17 protein-coding genes are annotated in these 13,079 nt (G+C 69.6%); 7 read left to right on the top strand and 10 right to left on the bottom strand.

The window, feature by feature from the left end:
* Window positions 1–188: 188 nt before the first annotated feature.
* Genes rpl12p through IEX84_RS12310 form a run of 3 tightly spaced genes read right to left on the bottom strand, consistent with a single transcriptional unit; the run spans window position 189 to window position 2,243 of the window.
* The gene (gene rpl12p / locus IEX84_RS12320; RefSeq protein WP_188872881.1) at window positions 189–533 is read right to left on the bottom strand and encodes a 50S ribosomal protein P1; all 345 of its coding nucleotides are present in this window, start codon (window positions 531–533) and stop codon (window positions 189–191) included.
* Between the two features lie 27 nt (window positions 534–560).
* A complete protein-coding gene (locus IEX84_RS12315; protein WP_188872880.1) occupies window positions 561–1,607 on the bottom strand; it encodes a 50S ribosomal protein L10 in 1,047 nt (348 codons plus the stop codon).
* Complete coding sequence (locus IEX84_RS12310; protein ID WP_188872879.1) at window positions 1,608–2,243, bottom strand: 50S ribosomal protein L1; 636 nt, start codon at window positions 2,241–2,243, stop codon at window positions 1,608–1,610. It lies immediately after the preceding gene.
* 204 nt (window positions 2,244–2,447) lie between these two features.
* On the opposite strand from IEX84_RS12310, the gene IEX84_RS12305 reads away from it, so the two are divergent.
* The 3 genes from IEX84_RS12305 (at window position 2,448) to IEX84_RS12295 (ending at window position 4,812) form a co-directional block, all read left to right on the top strand.
* Entirely contained in the window at window positions 2,448–3,155 is a 708-nt protein-coding gene (locus IEX84_RS12305) for a thioredoxin domain-containing protein (protein ID WP_188872878.1), read from the top strand.
* Between the two features lie 122 nt (window positions 3,156–3,277).
* The gene (locus IEX84_RS12300; protein ID WP_188872877.1) at window positions 3,278–3,697 is read left to right on the top strand and encodes a plastocyanin/azurin family copper-binding protein; all 420 of its coding nucleotides are present in this window, start codon (window positions 3,278–3,280) and stop codon (window positions 3,695–3,697) included.
* Window positions 3,698–3,849: 152 nt separating this feature from the next.
* On the top strand, window positions 3,850–4,812 hold the full coding sequence (locus IEX84_RS12295) for a transcription initiation factor IIB (protein WP_188872876.1): 963 nt from the start codon (window positions 3,850–3,852) through the stop codon (window positions 4,810–4,812).
* A 164-nt stretch (window positions 4,813–4,976) separates the two neighbouring features.
* Here IEX84_RS12295 and IEX84_RS12290 read toward each other — a convergent pair whose 3' ends face one another.
* The 6 genes from IEX84_RS12290 to IEX84_RS12265 all read right to left on the bottom strand — a co-directional run bounded on the left by IEX84_RS12290 (window position 4,977) and on the right by IEX84_RS12265 (window position 9,225).
* Window positions 4,977–5,993, bottom strand: a complete 1,017-nt coding sequence (locus tag IEX84_RS12290; RefSeq protein ID WP_188872875.1) for an NADP-dependent oxidoreductase — start codon at window positions 5,991–5,993, stop codon at window positions 4,977–4,979.
* Window positions 5,994–6,097: 104 nt separating this feature from the next.
* On the bottom strand, window positions 6,098–6,307 hold the full coding sequence (locus IEX84_RS12285; RefSeq protein ID WP_188872874.1) for a hypothetical protein: 210 nt from the start codon (window positions 6,305–6,307) through the stop codon (window positions 6,098–6,100).
* 51 nt (window positions 6,308–6,358) lie between these two features.
* Window positions 6,359–7,327 carry a Gfo/Idh/MocA family protein gene (locus IEX84_RS12280; protein ID WP_188872873.1) on the bottom strand — a complete coding sequence of 323 codons (969 nt, stop codon included), beginning with the start codon at window positions 7,325–7,327 and terminating at the stop codon, window positions 6,359–6,361.
* Between the two features lie 49 nt (window positions 7,328–7,376).
* Window positions 7,377–7,718 carry a rhodanese-like domain-containing protein gene (locus IEX84_RS12275; RefSeq protein WP_188872872.1) on the bottom strand — a complete coding sequence of 114 codons (342 nt, stop codon included), beginning with the start codon at window positions 7,716–7,718 and terminating at the stop codon, window positions 7,377–7,379.
* A gap of 2 nt (window positions 7,719–7,720) precedes the next feature.
* Window positions 7,721–8,014 (bottom strand): sulfurtransferase TusA family protein, encoded by a 294-nt coding sequence (locus IEX84_RS12270; RefSeq protein WP_188872871.1) that lies wholly within the window; start codon window positions 8,012–8,014, stop codon window positions 7,721–7,723.
* A gap of 44 nt (window positions 8,015–8,058) precedes the next feature.
* Window positions 8,059–9,225 (bottom strand): YeeE/YedE family protein, encoded by a 1,167-nt coding sequence (locus IEX84_RS12265; RefSeq protein WP_188872870.1) that lies wholly within the window; start codon window positions 9,223–9,225, stop codon window positions 8,059–8,061.
* A gap of 170 nt (window positions 9,226–9,395) precedes the next feature.
* Between IEX84_RS12265 and IEX84_RS12260 the strand changes: the two genes are divergently transcribed.
* The 3 genes from IEX84_RS12260 (at window position 9,396) to IEX84_RS12250 (ending at window position 11,905) form a co-directional block, all read left to right on the top strand.
* Window positions 9,396–10,370 carry a WD40/YVTN/BNR-like repeat-containing protein gene (locus IEX84_RS12260; protein ID WP_188872869.1) on the top strand — a complete coding sequence of 325 codons (975 nt, stop codon included), beginning with the start codon at window positions 9,396–9,398 and terminating at the stop codon, window positions 10,368–10,370.
* 123 nt (window positions 10,371–10,493) lie between these two features.
* Window positions 10,494–11,543 (top strand): beta propeller repeat protein, encoded by a 1,050-nt coding sequence (locus IEX84_RS12255; RefSeq protein ID WP_188872868.1) that lies wholly within the window; start codon window positions 10,494–10,496, stop codon window positions 11,541–11,543.
* Between the two features lie 56 nt (window positions 11,544–11,599).
* Window positions 11,600–11,905: a PadR family transcriptional regulator gene (locus tag IEX84_RS12250; RefSeq protein ID WP_188872867.1), complete on the top strand. Its 306-nt coding sequence runs from the start codon at window positions 11,600–11,602 to the stop codon at window positions 11,903–11,905.
* Window positions 11,906–11,914: 9 nt separating this feature from the next.
* Here IEX84_RS12250 and IEX84_RS12245 read toward each other — a convergent pair whose 3' ends face one another.
* Window positions 11,915–12,535, bottom strand: coding sequence for a molybdenum cofactor guanylyltransferase (locus IEX84_RS12245; protein WP_188872866.1), 621 nt, complete (start codon window positions 12,533–12,535; stop codon window positions 11,915–11,917).
* A gap of 84 nt (window positions 12,536–12,619) precedes the next feature.
* Between IEX84_RS12245 and IEX84_RS12240 the strand changes: the two genes are divergently transcribed.
* Window positions 12,620–13,072, top strand: a complete 453-nt coding sequence (locus tag IEX84_RS12240) for a hypothetical protein (RefSeq protein ID WP_188872865.1) — start codon at window positions 12,620–12,622, stop codon at window positions 13,070–13,072.
* Window positions 13,073–13,079: the final 7 nt, after the last annotated feature.

Raw genomic sequence — 13,079 nt, 5'->3', positions numbered from 1 at the left:
CCTTCGCACTTGAACGCGCGCTCCCGGCGGGCGCTGTGCGATACCGCGCGGCCGGTCGGTCCGGTCGCCGAACTATGCGCTCGTCGTACCGACCGGCGTCGTCGAGCGTCCCGCGGGGCGGCGCGCGGCGCGGTCGCTACGCGGCGTGGCGTCGAAAGAAAGAACGCGGATTCGGATTCGCGGAAGTGTTAGCCGAAGAGGTCGCCGAGGCCCTCGCCGGAGGCCTCCTCGTCCTCTTCTTCGCCGCCTTCCTCTTCTTCGTCGGGGGCCTCGGCTTCCTCGGACTCCGCTTCGTCCTCGGACTCCTCGGCGGAGCCGCTGGACGCGGAGCCACCGGACGCGCCGGCGGCCGGGACGGCCGCGGCGGACTCGATGGCGTCCTCGATGTCGACGTCCTCCAGCGCGGCGACGAGGGCCTTGACGCGGGACTCCTCGACGTCGACGCCGGCGGCCTCGAGAACGGCCGTGACGTTGTCCTCGTTGATCTCGTCGCCCGATTCGTTCAGGATGAGCGCAGCGTAAACGTATTCCATTGGTCTAGGGTGTTGTGTGTGGGGTGGTTAGTCGCCGAACATGTTTCCGAGGCCTTCCGCACCGCCGTCCTCGTCGCCCTCGTCGTCGGGCTCCTCGGACTCGGCGTCGGTATCGTCGGCCTCGGTCTCGTCGGCGTCCGATTCGTCTTCGTCGGGCTCCGCCGCGGACTCCGCGGGCGCTTCGACGCCGCGGAGCTCCTCGGGGAGCGCCTCCTCGTCGTCGATGTTGGCGGCGAGCGCGCGAACCTGCGCGTCGGCCGTGCTGACGAGGTCGTCCATCAGGTCGGGGCTCTCGATTGCGGCCTCCAGCCCGACGCTCTTCGCCTCGCCGGACGCCTTGCGGAGCATGTCCGGGACGGTGGCGGCGGTCGGGTACTCGGCGTTGAGCGAGAGGTTGCGAGCCGAGGCGACGGCGGACTGGATGTCCGCGCGGTACTCCTCGACGTCGATGGCGAGGTCCTCGGGGTCGAAGAGGACGCCCTCGCTGTAGACGCTCCGGAGGTCGAGACCGACCTCCTTGGGCTCGATACCGAGTTCGCCGAGCACGTTGGCGACGTCGTCGGAGACGACCTCGCCCTCCTCGGTGACGACGGAGTCGGAGAGCACCTGAATGGAGCCCTCCTGGATGCGCGCGTCGGCACCGATCTGCTGGAGTTCGCCGACGAACGGACCGGGGTCGATTCCGGTGTCACCCTCGGGGATGACGATGTCGTTCGGGGCGACCTCGCCCGCGTTGATCGGCGCGGGCGTCTTCGAGGCCTCGAGTTCCTTGTAGAGGCCGAACGGGTTGTCGTTCGTGCCGACGAGCCCGACCTGCCCGGAGAGGAACTCGGTGAGCTGTTCGAGGCCGTCGTCGACCTCGTCGAGCGCGCGAGCGAGGAGCGTGTTCCGGCTCATCCGGAGTTCGGCGCTCCCGTGGAGCTCGCGGCGCATGTCCTGGAGCTGGCGCGAGGGGATGCCCGCGACGTTGACGACGCCGACGGAGTCGTAGGAGTGCAGGAACTCGGTGAGTTCCGCGACCTCCTCCTTCTTCCACTCGGGGATCGTCTCGGTGGTGCGTTCGGACGCGGACATTTAGGCCACCTCCACGGACGGGCCCATCGTCGTCTTCACGTAGATGGAGTCGACGTTGAGCGGGCCCTTCTCGAGGTTCGCGTGCAGGCGGCGGACGATCACGTCGATGTTCGACGCGATCTCCTCCGCGCTCATGTCCTCCGCACCCACGCGGGTGTGGAAGGTGCGCCGGTCGCGCGAGCGGAGCTGCACGGTGTTCTTCATTCGGTTGACGGTCTCGACGACGTCGTCGTCGGGCTGGAGCGGGGTCGGCATCTTCCCGCGGGGACCGAGGACGGTACCGAGGTAGCGACCGATGTCCTGCATGAGGGAGGCTTCGGCGATGAAGAAGTCCGTCTCATCGGCGAGGTCCTTCGCAGCGTCATCGTCGTCGCCGAGGTCTTCGAGGTCGTCCCCACCGAGGACGTCGTCTGCGACGTCTTCGGCGCGAACGGCCGTCTCGCCTTCGGCGAATACCACGATGTTCGTCTCCTGTCCGGTGCCCGACGGCAGCACGACGCTCTCGTCGACGCGGTTCGACGGGTCGTTGAGGTCGAGGTCGCGAAGGTTGATAGCGAGGTCGACCGTCTCGCGGAAGTTCCGCGGCGGGGCGTCCTCAATCGCGCTTGCGACTGCCTCTTCTATGTTGTCTGCCATCTTTCACCTCCGTAGTGTGTCTGCCCCCGTGAGGGGAGCTTCTACGGGTCAGTGAAACAGGCTACGCCTGTCTCCTCTGAAGGGAAGCGGATGCGACGCATAAAAGCGTCGTTTCAACAGCCCCGTGGGCCGCTCTCACGTCCGCGCGGTACGGCGCGGGTTCGAGGCGGTGAGCCTATGCGTCGCACCCCCGTTCGACGACACATGCGAACGCGACGCGACGTGCTGGCGACGGCGGGTGCGCTCGGCGCGGGACTGTTGGCGGGTTGTACTTCCTCGGGCGACGGTGGGGGTGGCGAGTCGGGCGGCTCCACCACGACCCGGGACCTCCTCGACGTCGACGTGCCCGACGACCCGGACGTCGAGACGGTGGACTCGCTCCCGACGCCGGTCCGGGGCGACCCGGACGCGGCCGTCACCGTACAGGCCTTCGAGGATTACGCCTGTCCGCACTGTGCGACCTACTCCACCGAGGTCGTCCCGCGACTCGTCGAGTCGTACATCGAGCCCGGCGAGGTCCGCTACGAGCACCACGATTTCCCGCTCCCCGTGAGCGAGGAGTGGTCGTGGGCGGCGGCGAACGCGGCCCGCGCGGTGCAGGACGCCCTCGACGACGCGGCGTTCTTCGAGTACACGGCGACGCTCTTCGCGCACCAGGACGCGTACGTCGGCGCGGGCGCGACCGGCTACGACTACCTCGGGACGGTCGCGGACGACCTCGGTGCGGACGCGACGGCCGTCGTCCGCGCCGCGAAGGGCGGCGCGTACGACCCGGTGATCGAGGCCGACTTCGAGACCGGCCGCGAGATGGGCGTTCAGGGGACGCCGACGGTGTTCGTGGACGGCGAGAAGACCGGTGACCCGGGGTACGACGCGATCAGCTCGGCCATCGACGACGCGCGCTCGGCCTGAGAACCGCGGACCGCGGGAGGTGCGCGGTGAGCGAGGCGGACCGGGACGCGGCGGGCCGCTTGAGCGCGCGCCGTCACCCCGCGACCGATACGCGTTTTCTCGCGCGCGGGCTACGTGCGTGTATGCGACGACGAACGTACCTCGCCGGCGCGGGCGCGCTCGTCGCCCCCGCGCTCGCCGGCTGTGGCGGCGACTCCTCTTCCTCGACGACCACGACGACACCGCTCCCACCCGACACCGTCCGCTGTGACCTCGTGGATTACGCCTTCCGGCCGGGGACGGACGACGCCCTCGTAATCGACGCCGGGACGACCGTCCGCTTCGTCTGGCGGACGAGCGGGCACAACGTCGTCCCGGAGGAGCAGCCGGCGGAGTCGACGTGGGAGGGCGAACCCGAACTCCTCCCGCGCGGGCACACGTACGAGTACGAGTTCACCGTCCCGGGCACCTACCACATCGTCTGCGAACCGCACGTCAACCTCGGCATGGTCGGGGACATCGTCGTCACGGAGTCGGGGGGCGCGACGACGACCGACGGGTGAGCGACCCACGGGAGTGACTCACAGCCGCGTGAGGAGACGACGAATGCGGTGATACCTACCGGAGACGGCCCCTATCGCCGCTGTGTGCCGAAAGAGACCTATATCGGTCTAGGCAAAGGGCTTAAAACTATCGGTGTCGTTGATGCAATTACATGGCACGCCGCAGCCGCCAGCAGGAGCGAGACGTCGAGGCGGAGACGACCGACGGGGAGCAGGAGGGGACGCGCACCTGTCCGGAGTGCGAGTCCACGAACCTCTCGGTGAGTGCGGACCAGGGGGAGCTCATCTGTGAGGACTGCGGCCTCGTACTGGAGGAGGACAACGTCGATCGGGGGCCGGAGTGGCGCGCGTTCAACCACTCCGAGCGCCAACAGAAGAGCCGGGTGGGCGCGCCCACCACCCAGACGATGCACGACAAGGGGTTGACCACACAGATCGACTGGAAGGACAAGGACGCCTACGGGCGTTCGATCTCCTCGAAGAAGCGCTCGCAGATGCACCGGCTGCGCAAGTGGCAGGAGCGCATCCGCACGAAGGACGCCGGCGAGCGCAACCTCCAGTTCGCCCTCTCCGAGATCGACCGGATGGCGAGCGCGCTCGGCGTCCCCCGGAGCGTCCGGGAGGTCGCCTCCGTCATCTATCGCCGCGCGCTCAAGGAGGACCTCATCCGCGGGCGCTCCATCGAGGGCGTCGCTACGTCCTGTCTCTACGCCGCCTGCCGCAAGGAGGGCATCCCGCGCTCCCTCGAGGAGGTCGCCGAGGTCTCCCGCGTCGACCAGAAGGAGATCGGCCGCACGTACCGCTACGTCGCCCAGGAACTCTCCCTGGAGATGGAGCCCGTCGACCCCAAGCAGTTCGTCCCGCGCTTCGCCAGCGAACTCGACCTCAACGAGGAGACCATCGCCAAGGCGAACGAGATAATCGACATCTCCGCCGAGCAGGGTCTCCTCTCCGGGAAGAGCCCGACCGGCTTCGCCGCCGCCGCGATCTACGCCGCGAGCCTCCTCTGCAACGAGAAGAAGACCCAGCGCGAGGTCGCAGACGTCGCGCAGGTCACCGAGGTCACCATCCGTAATCGCTACCAGGAGCAGATCGAAGCGATGGGCTTCGAGTAGGTCGGCCCGAAGGGGCGACCGAACGGACGGGCGGGGCGCGATAGCGGCCCGCGAGTGACGGACCCCGTAGAGCTGCGAGGGACGGGCGAGGAACGCGACCCGTCCGAAGCGACGAGCGGCGCGGCTCCCGACCTACTTCTCGCCGGCTCCCGCGTGCCCGACGCTCACGCGTCGAATTCGGCCTCGACCCGCACGACCTGCTTCCCGACGTTCTCGCCCTCGAAGAGGCCGACGAAGGCGTCCGGGGCGTTCTCCAGCCCGTCGACGACGGTCTCGCGGAACGCGACGTCGCCGTTCTGCACCCACTCGACGAGGCGCTCGGTGGCCTCCTCGAAGCGCGGGGCGTAGTCGCCGACGAGGAAGCCCTCGACGCTCGCGCGCTTCTCGACGAGCGTGTGGAGCTTCCGCGGGCCGGTCGGAACGCCCTCGTCGTTGTAGAGGGCGATCTGTCCGCAGACGGCGACGGAGGCCCGGACGTTCAGGTGCTCGAAGACGGCGTCCGTGATCGGGCCGCCGACGTTGTCGAAGTAGCCGTCGACGCCGTCCGGCGCGGCGTCGGCGAGCGCCTCGGAGACGTCCGCCTCGGCGTAGTTGACCCCGACGTCGAAGCCGAGGTCGTCTTCGAGGTGTGCGACCTTTTCGTCGCCCCCGGCGATTCCGACGACGCGACAGCCGTTCAGCGACGCGATTTGGCCGACGACGCTCCCGACGGCGCCCGCGGCCGCGGAGACGACGACGGTGTCGCCGGGGTCGGGGTCGAGGACGTCCGTGACGCCGAAGTACGCGGTGCGGCCGGGCATCCCGAGGACGCCGAGCGCCGCGGAGTCAGAGACGCCGCCCGTCTCGACGCCGACGAGGTCGTCGCCGTCCGCGACGGCGTAGTCTGCCCACCGGAGGTTCCCGGTGACGGTGTCACCCGCCGCGAACTCGGGGTGGTTGGACTCGACGACCGCGCCGACGACGGCACCCTGGAGGACGTCGCCGACGGCCCACGGTTCGGCGTACGACTCCCCGGCGCGCATCCGGCCGCGCATGTAGGGGTCGACGCTCAGATAGCGGGTGCGCACGAGCACCTCGCGCGGGCCGGGGTCGGGGACCTCGGCCTCGACGAGGTCGAAGTCGTCGTCGCTCGGTTTCCCCTCCGGGCGCTGTGCGAGCACGAACTGGCGGTTCGTGTCCATACGCCGATGGTGGGCGTGGGCCCGGACGTGCGTTGCGGTGGCGGCGCGAACCGTCGCGGACCACCGCGCGCGGCGGCGTCGCGGTGGCGGCGCGTCTCAGCCGCTCAGTACTCGGCGGGTTGCCACGTCCCCTCCGTCCACTCGACGCGCCCCTGCGCTTCGAGTCGGTTCAGGCAGCGCTCGCAGAGTTGCATCCCGAACCCGTCCTCCGTGACGTCCGCGTGGGCGGCGAGGTCGCGCAATCCCCAGTCGTCGTCCTCCGATACCGTGAGCAGCGCCTCGTACACGTCCTCTTGAACCTCGGACCCATCCATATCGAGGAGTGACACCACACGAACACTTAATAGGTATGCCTAATCGGCCCCTCAGAGCGTGACGCGCTCGTCGGTCGCGGCCGCCTCCGAGAGCGCGTCGATGGCGCGCATGTTGGCGACCGCGTCCGCGCCGCCGGTGCGCGGCGTCATGCCGCTCTCGACGCAGTCGGCGAAGTGTTCGGCCTCGCGGGCGTACTGGTCGACGGGCTCGAACGTCTCCGTGGCGGTGCGGCCGTCGCGACCGTAGCGGAGTTCCGCGGGCGCGTCCGCGGGGACGTTGAACGCGGGGCTCGCCTCGACCCAGCCGTCGGTCGTCTCGATCCGATAGCGCTGGTGTTCGGGCGCGTCGAACCAACAGCGGAGGGTGGCGCGTGCGCCCCCGGCGTACTCGAACGTCCCGGCGAGACGCGTGTCGACGCCGCAGTCGCGGCTGTCGTGCGTCGTCGCGGTGACGGCGTCGGGTTCGCCGACGAAGGTCCGGAGGGCGTTGACGGGGTAGCAGCCGACGTCCATCAGCGACCCGCCGGCGAGACCGGGTTGGAGGCGGACGTCCTCGGGGTCCCCGCGGAGGGGGAAGCCGAACGACGCTTCCGCGGCGACGACGTCGCCCATGTCGGAGAGGAGGCTGCGGACGCGCTCGGTCCGCGGGTGGTAGCGGTACATGAACGCCTCCATGAGCGTGACGCCGCGGTCGGCGCAGTGCTCGACGACGTCGCGGGCCTCGCCCGCGTCGCGCGTCAGCGGCTTCTCGCAGAGCACGGGGAGGCCGGCGTCGGCGGCGCGCGTCGTCCACTCGGCGTGGAGGCCGTTCGGCAGGGGGTTGTAGACCGCATCGACGTCGGCGTCGAGGAGCGCCTCGTAGCTCCCGTAGGAGGCCGGGATGTCGTGTGCGGCCGCGGCGTCGGCGGCGCGCTCGGCGTCGCGGGAGGCGATGGCCGCGACCTCGTGTTCGGTGCGGGCGACGCCGGGAACGAAGGCGTCGAGGGCGATGTGTGCGGTGCTGAGGATACCGAATCGCATATCGGCTCCTCGCGGGGCCGACGGGAAAAACTGTCTGTCGCCCCCTCCCTCAGTCGCTTCCGGCGTCGAGCGCGTCGACGTCGTCCGCGACTTCGAGGTCGCCGTCCCACTCGTCCATGCCGCCGGCGACGCTGTACACCTCGCCGGCGTCGCCGTACTCCTCGACGAAGCGCGCGGCCTGCTGGGAGGACTTGCCGATGTAGCAGAGGAACGCGACGGTGTCGTTCCACTCGCGCTCCTCGACTATCGCCTCCAGCTCGTCGAGCGTGAGGTTCTCCGCGCCCGGGACGTGGCCCTCCGCGTAGGCCTCGGGGTCGCGGATGTCGACGAGCGTGAAGTCCTCGTCGTCGAGGCGCTCGCTGGTCTCGGTCGGGGTGAGTTCTGCGGGCATGCTCAGTTCTTGCGGAGGTAGATGCGATAGACGCCGTCGCCGCTACGCCAGACGGTGGCCTCGGCGTCGTCGCCGACGGCCTTCGGGACGTTCTCCGTGCAGGGGACGTGGTCCGTCTCCTGGACGAGGAGGTCGCCCGATTCGAGGTCCTGGAGGCCCTTCTTCGCCTCCACCTGCGGGTACGGGCAGACCTCGCCCATCATGTCCTGGGTGCGGTCGGCGTTCTCGTAGAGCTCCTGTGCGGTCTCGTCGTCCAGTTCGTCGGGGGAGTCGACGACGTCGTCGATGGATGGCATTGATGTGTTCTAGTGGGTGGATAGGTGTCTGTCTGACGGTTCCGTTAGATGGCGCAGCCGACCTCGCGGTATATCCAGTGGGTCATCACGTAGACGCCGGCGACGATGCCGACGGTGGCGATGAAGGAGTGGACGGAGAGCTCCGCGAGCCCGGAGTAGATGTTCCCGATGTTGCAGCCGGGGGCGAGCCGGGAGCCGGCGCCCATGGCGAAGCCGCCGAGGACGGCGTTCGGGAGGCGGCGCTTGCGCGGCATCCGCAGGGAGAAGTCCCCGCTCCAGTAGGCGGCGAGCGCGGAGCCGAGGACGAGGAAGGCAATCATCACCATGTCGACCGTGACGCCGACGCCCGCACCGCGGAAGAGGACGGACCCCCAGTAGGTGAACGAGCCGGCGTCGACGCCGGCGAGCGAGAGGACGTAGCCGCTCCAGCGGGCCTCGGGGCCGGTGACGCCGACGATGGAGACGGTCGTGAACCAGATGAGCGCGAAGACCGAGATGCCGAGCGCGGCGCTCCGGGGGTCCCACGGGCGCTTGCTCGCGGCGACCGGGTTCGCCCACGCCTGGCGGACGCCCGCAAAGTACGCGCGCGTCCCGGCGGCGAGGCGCTGGAGGCCGACGATGGGCGTCCCGACGATGGTCGCGGGACGGGCGGAGGCGGCGGTCGCGCGCTCGTTCCCCGAGTACTGACGGCCGAGGACGGTCGCGTAGACGAGCGTGGCGACGACGGCGACGCCGATGGCGAGCAGGCCGGCCGGGACGGGCGAGATTTCGAACAGCGAGACCCCCTCGCCGAACGTCAGCGAGGCGAAATACGTGGACTGGAGCGTCGGGAACGCGACCACGAAGGCGACGTAGCCGACGCCCATGAACAGGAGGGTGAGCCAGTACTGGACGTACCCCTCGCCGGCGCGGTAGAGCGTCCCGGAGGCGCAGGCCCCCGCGTAGGTCATCCCGATGCCGAAGACGAACCCACCGACGAGGCCGGTGAGCCCCCAGCCGGGCGTCCAGAAGCCCTGGAAGTAGCCGAACTGATAGGCGGTGCCCCAGAACACCATCGTCACGAGGACGGCGGCGATGACGCCCTTCGTGACGCGGGTGTCCTTGTACGCGAAGAGGTCGCGGAAGGCGTTGACGAAGCAGAATCGGCCCTTCTGGAGGCAGGCACCGATTCCGAGGCCAACGACGGCCGCGACGAGTAGTTGTGATACCACGGGTGCCCACCGCTATCGGTTTCGACGGGATAACTGGCCGCATTACGGTACGACCGTACCGGCACCGATGACGCGCCGTCGATGGAGCCGGCAAGTGTTTCTGGTTCGCGGCGGCCCTGGACGGCCAGCGCCCTTTTGTACGGGAGCCGAGAACCGTGTAGCACGCAGCAATGGGTGGGACGGCACTAACGCGACGGCGGGTACTGGGCGCGCTGGGCGGCGTCGGTGCGGCGGCGCTCGGCGTCGCGGCAACGACGGGTGCGTCGGCCGACGACGAGTGGAACGCGGTCGGCTCGCCGACCGGCAACGCCATCAACGACGTCACACACACGTCGGGGATGGCGCACGCCGTCGGGTCGAGCGGCCTCGTTCTGCGCCGGGTCGCCGGCGAGTGGTCGATTCACACGGACGAGGGCGCGGGGCGGAGCAAGACCCTCGAGGCCTGTGACACGACCCGCGGCGGCGACCGCCTCTGGTTCTGTGGAGCCTCCGGGACGGTCGGGGCGCTCGACGTCGAGTCCGGGGAGGTCACGAGCCACTCGAAGCCCATCGAGGCCGGAAACGGCTTCACGGACGTCGCCGTCGCGGGGAGCGTCGGCGGCGAACGCGTCTACCTCGCGTCGAGCAGCGGCACGGTCGTCGTCGGTCACCACGGCAAGAAGGGGATGACGTGGACGAAACGCGACACCGGCGCGAGCGACACCGTGACCGCCGTGGACTTCCACACGCGCGAGCGGGGGCACGCGGTGACGAACGGGTCGGCCGTCTACCGGACGACCGACGGCGGGGCGACCTGGGAGTGGGTCGGTATCGAGGACGCCCAGGTCCCGCTGAAGGACGTCTCCTCCGGCGCACGGCACGTCTACGTGGCCGGCGGTGCCGGGCGCGTCTTCCGTCTCGACTGTCGGTGTCGCCGATGGACGCCGTTCAAGGCGGGGAGCGTGACCATCTCGGCGTTCGAGCGCACGGCCGACCGACTGCTCGGTGCCGGGGGGTCGGGCAACGTCGTCGAGCCGTCCGACACCGGCTACACGCTGTACGGGACGGCGACCGGCAACCACCTGAACGGCGTCGCCATCGGCGAGGAGTACGAACCCGATGTCGTCGTCGGCGACAGCGGCGCGATTCTCGAACGCCGCGTCTGACCCGCGTTTCGCGTTCTCCCACTCCGTCTCGCGTTCGTCGACCGACCCGTAGCCGCGCGCGGACCATTTGTGTTGGATTTCGGGCCACAAATTCCTTTTAGGGGCCGGCCTTGAGAGTAAACGATGACAGAGACCAGTGACGGCGGTTCGGGTAGACGGACCTTCCTGAAAGTCGCGGGCGGGGCTGCAGCCGCCGTCGGCGGCGGCGCGCTCGTCACGAACGGGGTATCGGCGGCGAGCGGGGACACGAGCGACGCGTGGAGCGAGGTCGAGTCGCCGATCTCGCAGACGCTCTACGGTGTCGTCGACACGCGCGCCGGCCCCCACGCGGTCGGGAAGAGCGGGACCGTGCTCGCGCGACAGGGCGGCGAGTGGAACGCCGTCGTCAAGCACGGCCCGGCGACCCGCGAGAACATGCTGAAGGCCGTCGACGTGACGGACGACGGGAAGCGCATCTGGTTCGCCGGCTCCTCCGGTGCGCTCGGTGCGTACGACGTCGAGAAGGGGATGAAGTACGACTACTCCGCACCCCACGAGCACACCTCGACGTGGGAGGGTATCTCCGTCACCGGGAACCGCGAGAACGAGAACGTCTACATCTCGAACGGGTCCGGCGAGGTGTACGACGCGCACACCGACGACGAGGGCTGTATCGTCTTCGACAAGCTCGTCAAGCCCGGCAGCGGGTCGAAGATCAGTGCCCTCGACTTCCAGGGGCAGAACCTCACGAAGGGGTTCGCGGCCGACACCTCCGGCAACGGCTTCCGGACGACGGACGCGAGCGACACGTGGGAGCGCATCGGCGTTCCGAACGCCCAGGTGAAGTTCTACGACATCCTCACCTATCAGACGGCCGACGCCGAGCGCGTCTACATCACGGGTGGTGGCGGTCGCCTCTTCCGCCGCGACTGCGTCTGTAACCGCTGGACGCCGGTCCAGCTCGGCTCCAAGGCGTTCCGCTCCATCTCGCGGAACCCCGACACGGGCACGAAGGTCGTCGTCGGCTCCGCCGGTGTCGGCTACCGGCTCTCGGGCAGCGGCGGCTGGACCTCCTTCGAGACCGGCACGTCCAGCGCCCTGAACGCCGTCGCCCTCCCGCGCTTCAGCGACACGCCCCCGGTCGCCGTCGGCTCCAGCGGCGTCATCGTCGAGGGCACCACGACCACCAACTGAGGCGACATGTTGGCCGCCGGAGTTAAGCGGCGGTCGAACTTCGGTTCGGATACGCGATGCACGACCTCACCGGCTTTCAGCGCGACCTCCTCTTCGTTACCTGCGGGCTGGACGAGCCCAACGGGCTCGACATCAAGGACGAGCTCGAGGACTACTACGGGACGACCATCAACCACGGTCGGCTCTACCCGAACCTCGACACGCTCTGCGAGAAGGGCCTCCTCGACAAGCGCAAGCAGGACGAGCGGACGAACGCCTACTCGTTGACGCGGCGGGGTCGCCGCGAGATAGTCGACCGGGAGAGCTGGGAGCACCAGTACATCTCCGAGCTCCTCGAAGAGGAAGCGGAGCGCGCCCACTAGACCGAGGCCCTATCGCCGACCCAACCGCTCTTCTGCGGCGTCGAACGCCGCCCGCGTGTTCAGGTTCGTGAACGTCCCGGGGGCCGCGTGCGTCCCGATAGCCGCCTCTCCGACCGCGCTCACGTCGAGGTCGGCGAGCGCCGCGTCCGCGCGCCGGCGGTCCTCGGCGAGCGCGCGCTCGACCGCGCCGACGGCCGGCTCAACGGCGTAGACCGCGTGGAGCGCTTCGGGGTACCCCTCGCGGTACGGCACCGCGGCCTCGCGCGCCGCCGCCCGGTCGAAGAGGTAGCGGACGAACGCGGGGTCGACGAACGGCACGTCGCAGGCGACGACGAACGCGCGCTCGGCGTCCGTCGCGCGCAATCCCGCGCACATCCCGGCGAGCGGTCCCTCGTCCGCCCGGTCGGGGCCGTCGAGGGCGTAGGTGACAGGTCGCGGGTAGTCGGCGAGCGCGTCCGCGATCCGCTCGCGCTGGGCGGGCCGGCAGTTCACGACGAGCGCATCGATGGGGCCGGCGAGTCGGTCCGCGACCCGGCGGATCAACGGCGTGCCGGCGAGCGACGCGGTGGCCTTGTCGCGCTCCCCGAAGCGGGTCGAGTGACCGCCCGCGACGACGACGGCGGCGTGCACGCCACACCGTCGGTGCGCCGCGTACAAGAACGCTCTGACGGACGAGGGGTAAGGTTAACCTCACGGCGCGCCACACTGAAACGTATGAACGAGGAAGCCGCGGCGTTCGTCGACGCCCTCCGCGAGGCCGACGTGGGACAGATTAGGCGCGCGATTGCGTACGACGGCGAGGCGTACGACCACCTCTACACCCGCGAGGACGTCACGGACGCCCAGACGCCCGAGGAGATCGAGGAGACCACGAAGAACCTCATCCTCAAGGGGTTCGACGACGAGCTCGACCAGCCCGAGTTCGCCCGCTTTGGCCACCTCGACCTGAGCGTCCGGTGGTTCCACGACGTCGTCGTCCTCCAGGTGCCGCTCGGCGAGTGGAGCGGCGTCATCGTCTCCTTCGACCGCGACAGCGTCGTCGACACGGGCGCGTTCACCGACATCGCGCTCGACTACATCGAGAGCCCCGGGAGCGAGTTCCGCGAGACCGAGGGCGAACCCGAGGGGGAGGAACTCGACGACGCCGTCGAAGAACAGTTCTCCTGAGCGTCCT

Source organism: Halarchaeum rubridurum (genome assembly GCF_014647115.1).
Classification (GTDB): Archaea; Halobacteriota; Halobacteria; order Halobacteriales; family Halobacteriaceae; genus Halarchaeum; species Halarchaeum rubridurum.
Note: the sequence above shows the minus strand (reverse complement) of the source record. Positions and strands in the feature narration are given on the sequence as shown.

What these genes read in the sequence shown, in the direction of transcription:
- IEX84_RS12275 (WP_188872872.1), bottom strand. Translation starts at nt 7,718, where the DNA reads ATGCCCGCAGAACTCACCCCGACCGAGACCAGCGAGCGCCTCGACGAC.
- IEX84_RS12285 (WP_188872874.1), bottom strand. Translation starts at nt 6,307, where the DNA reads ATGGATGGGTCCGAGGTTCAAGAGGACGTGTACGAGGCGCTGCTCACG.
- rpl12p (WP_188872881.1), bottom strand. Translation starts at nt 533, where the DNA reads ATGGAATACGTTTACGCTGCGCTCATCCTGAACGAATCGGGCGACGAG.
- IEX84_RS12270 (WP_188872871.1), bottom strand. Translation starts at nt 8,014, where the DNA reads ATGCCATCCATCGACGACGTCGTCGACTCCCCCGACGAACTGGACGAC.
- IEX84_RS12315 (WP_188872880.1), bottom strand. Translation starts at nt 1,607, where the DNA reads ATGTCCGCGTCCGAACGCACCACCGAGACGATCCCCGAGTGGAAGAAG.
- IEX84_RS12255 (WP_188872868.1), top strand. Translation starts at nt 10,494, where the DNA reads ATGACAGAGACCAGTGACGGCGGTTCGGGTAGACGGACCTTCCTGAAA.
- IEX84_RS12310 (WP_188872879.1), bottom strand. Translation starts at nt 2,243, where the DNA reads ATGGCAGACAACATAGAAGAGGCAGTCGCAAGCGCGATTGAGGACGCC.
- IEX84_RS12290 (WP_188872875.1), bottom strand. Translation starts at nt 5,993, where the DNA reads ATGGACACGAACCGCCAGTTCGTGCTCGCACAGCGCCCGGAGGGGAAA.
- IEX84_RS12250 (WP_188872867.1), top strand. Translation starts at nt 11,600, where the DNA reads ATGCACGACCTCACCGGCTTTCAGCGCGACCTCCTCTTCGTTACCTGC.
- IEX84_RS12260 (WP_188872869.1), top strand. Translation starts at nt 9,396, where the DNA reads ATGGGTGGGACGGCACTAACGCGACGGCGGGTACTGGGCGCGCTGGGC.
- IEX84_RS12300 (WP_188872877.1), top strand. Translation starts at nt 3,278, where the DNA reads ATGCGACGACGAACGTACCTCGCCGGCGCGGGCGCGCTCGTCGCCCCC.
- IEX84_RS12280 (WP_188872873.1), bottom strand. Translation starts at nt 7,327, where the DNA reads ATGCGATTCGGTATCCTCAGCACCGCACACATCGCCCTCGACGCCTTC.
- IEX84_RS12240 (WP_188872865.1), top strand. Translation starts at nt 12,620, where the DNA reads ATGAACGAGGAAGCCGCGGCGTTCGTCGACGCCCTCCGCGAGGCCGAC.
- IEX84_RS12295 (WP_188872876.1), top strand. Translation starts at nt 3,850, where the DNA reads ATGGCACGCCGCAGCCGCCAGCAGGAGCGAGACGTCGAGGCGGAGACG.
- IEX84_RS12305 (WP_188872878.1), top strand. Translation starts at nt 2,448, where the DNA reads ATGCGAACGCGACGCGACGTGCTGGCGACGGCGGGTGCGCTCGGCGCG.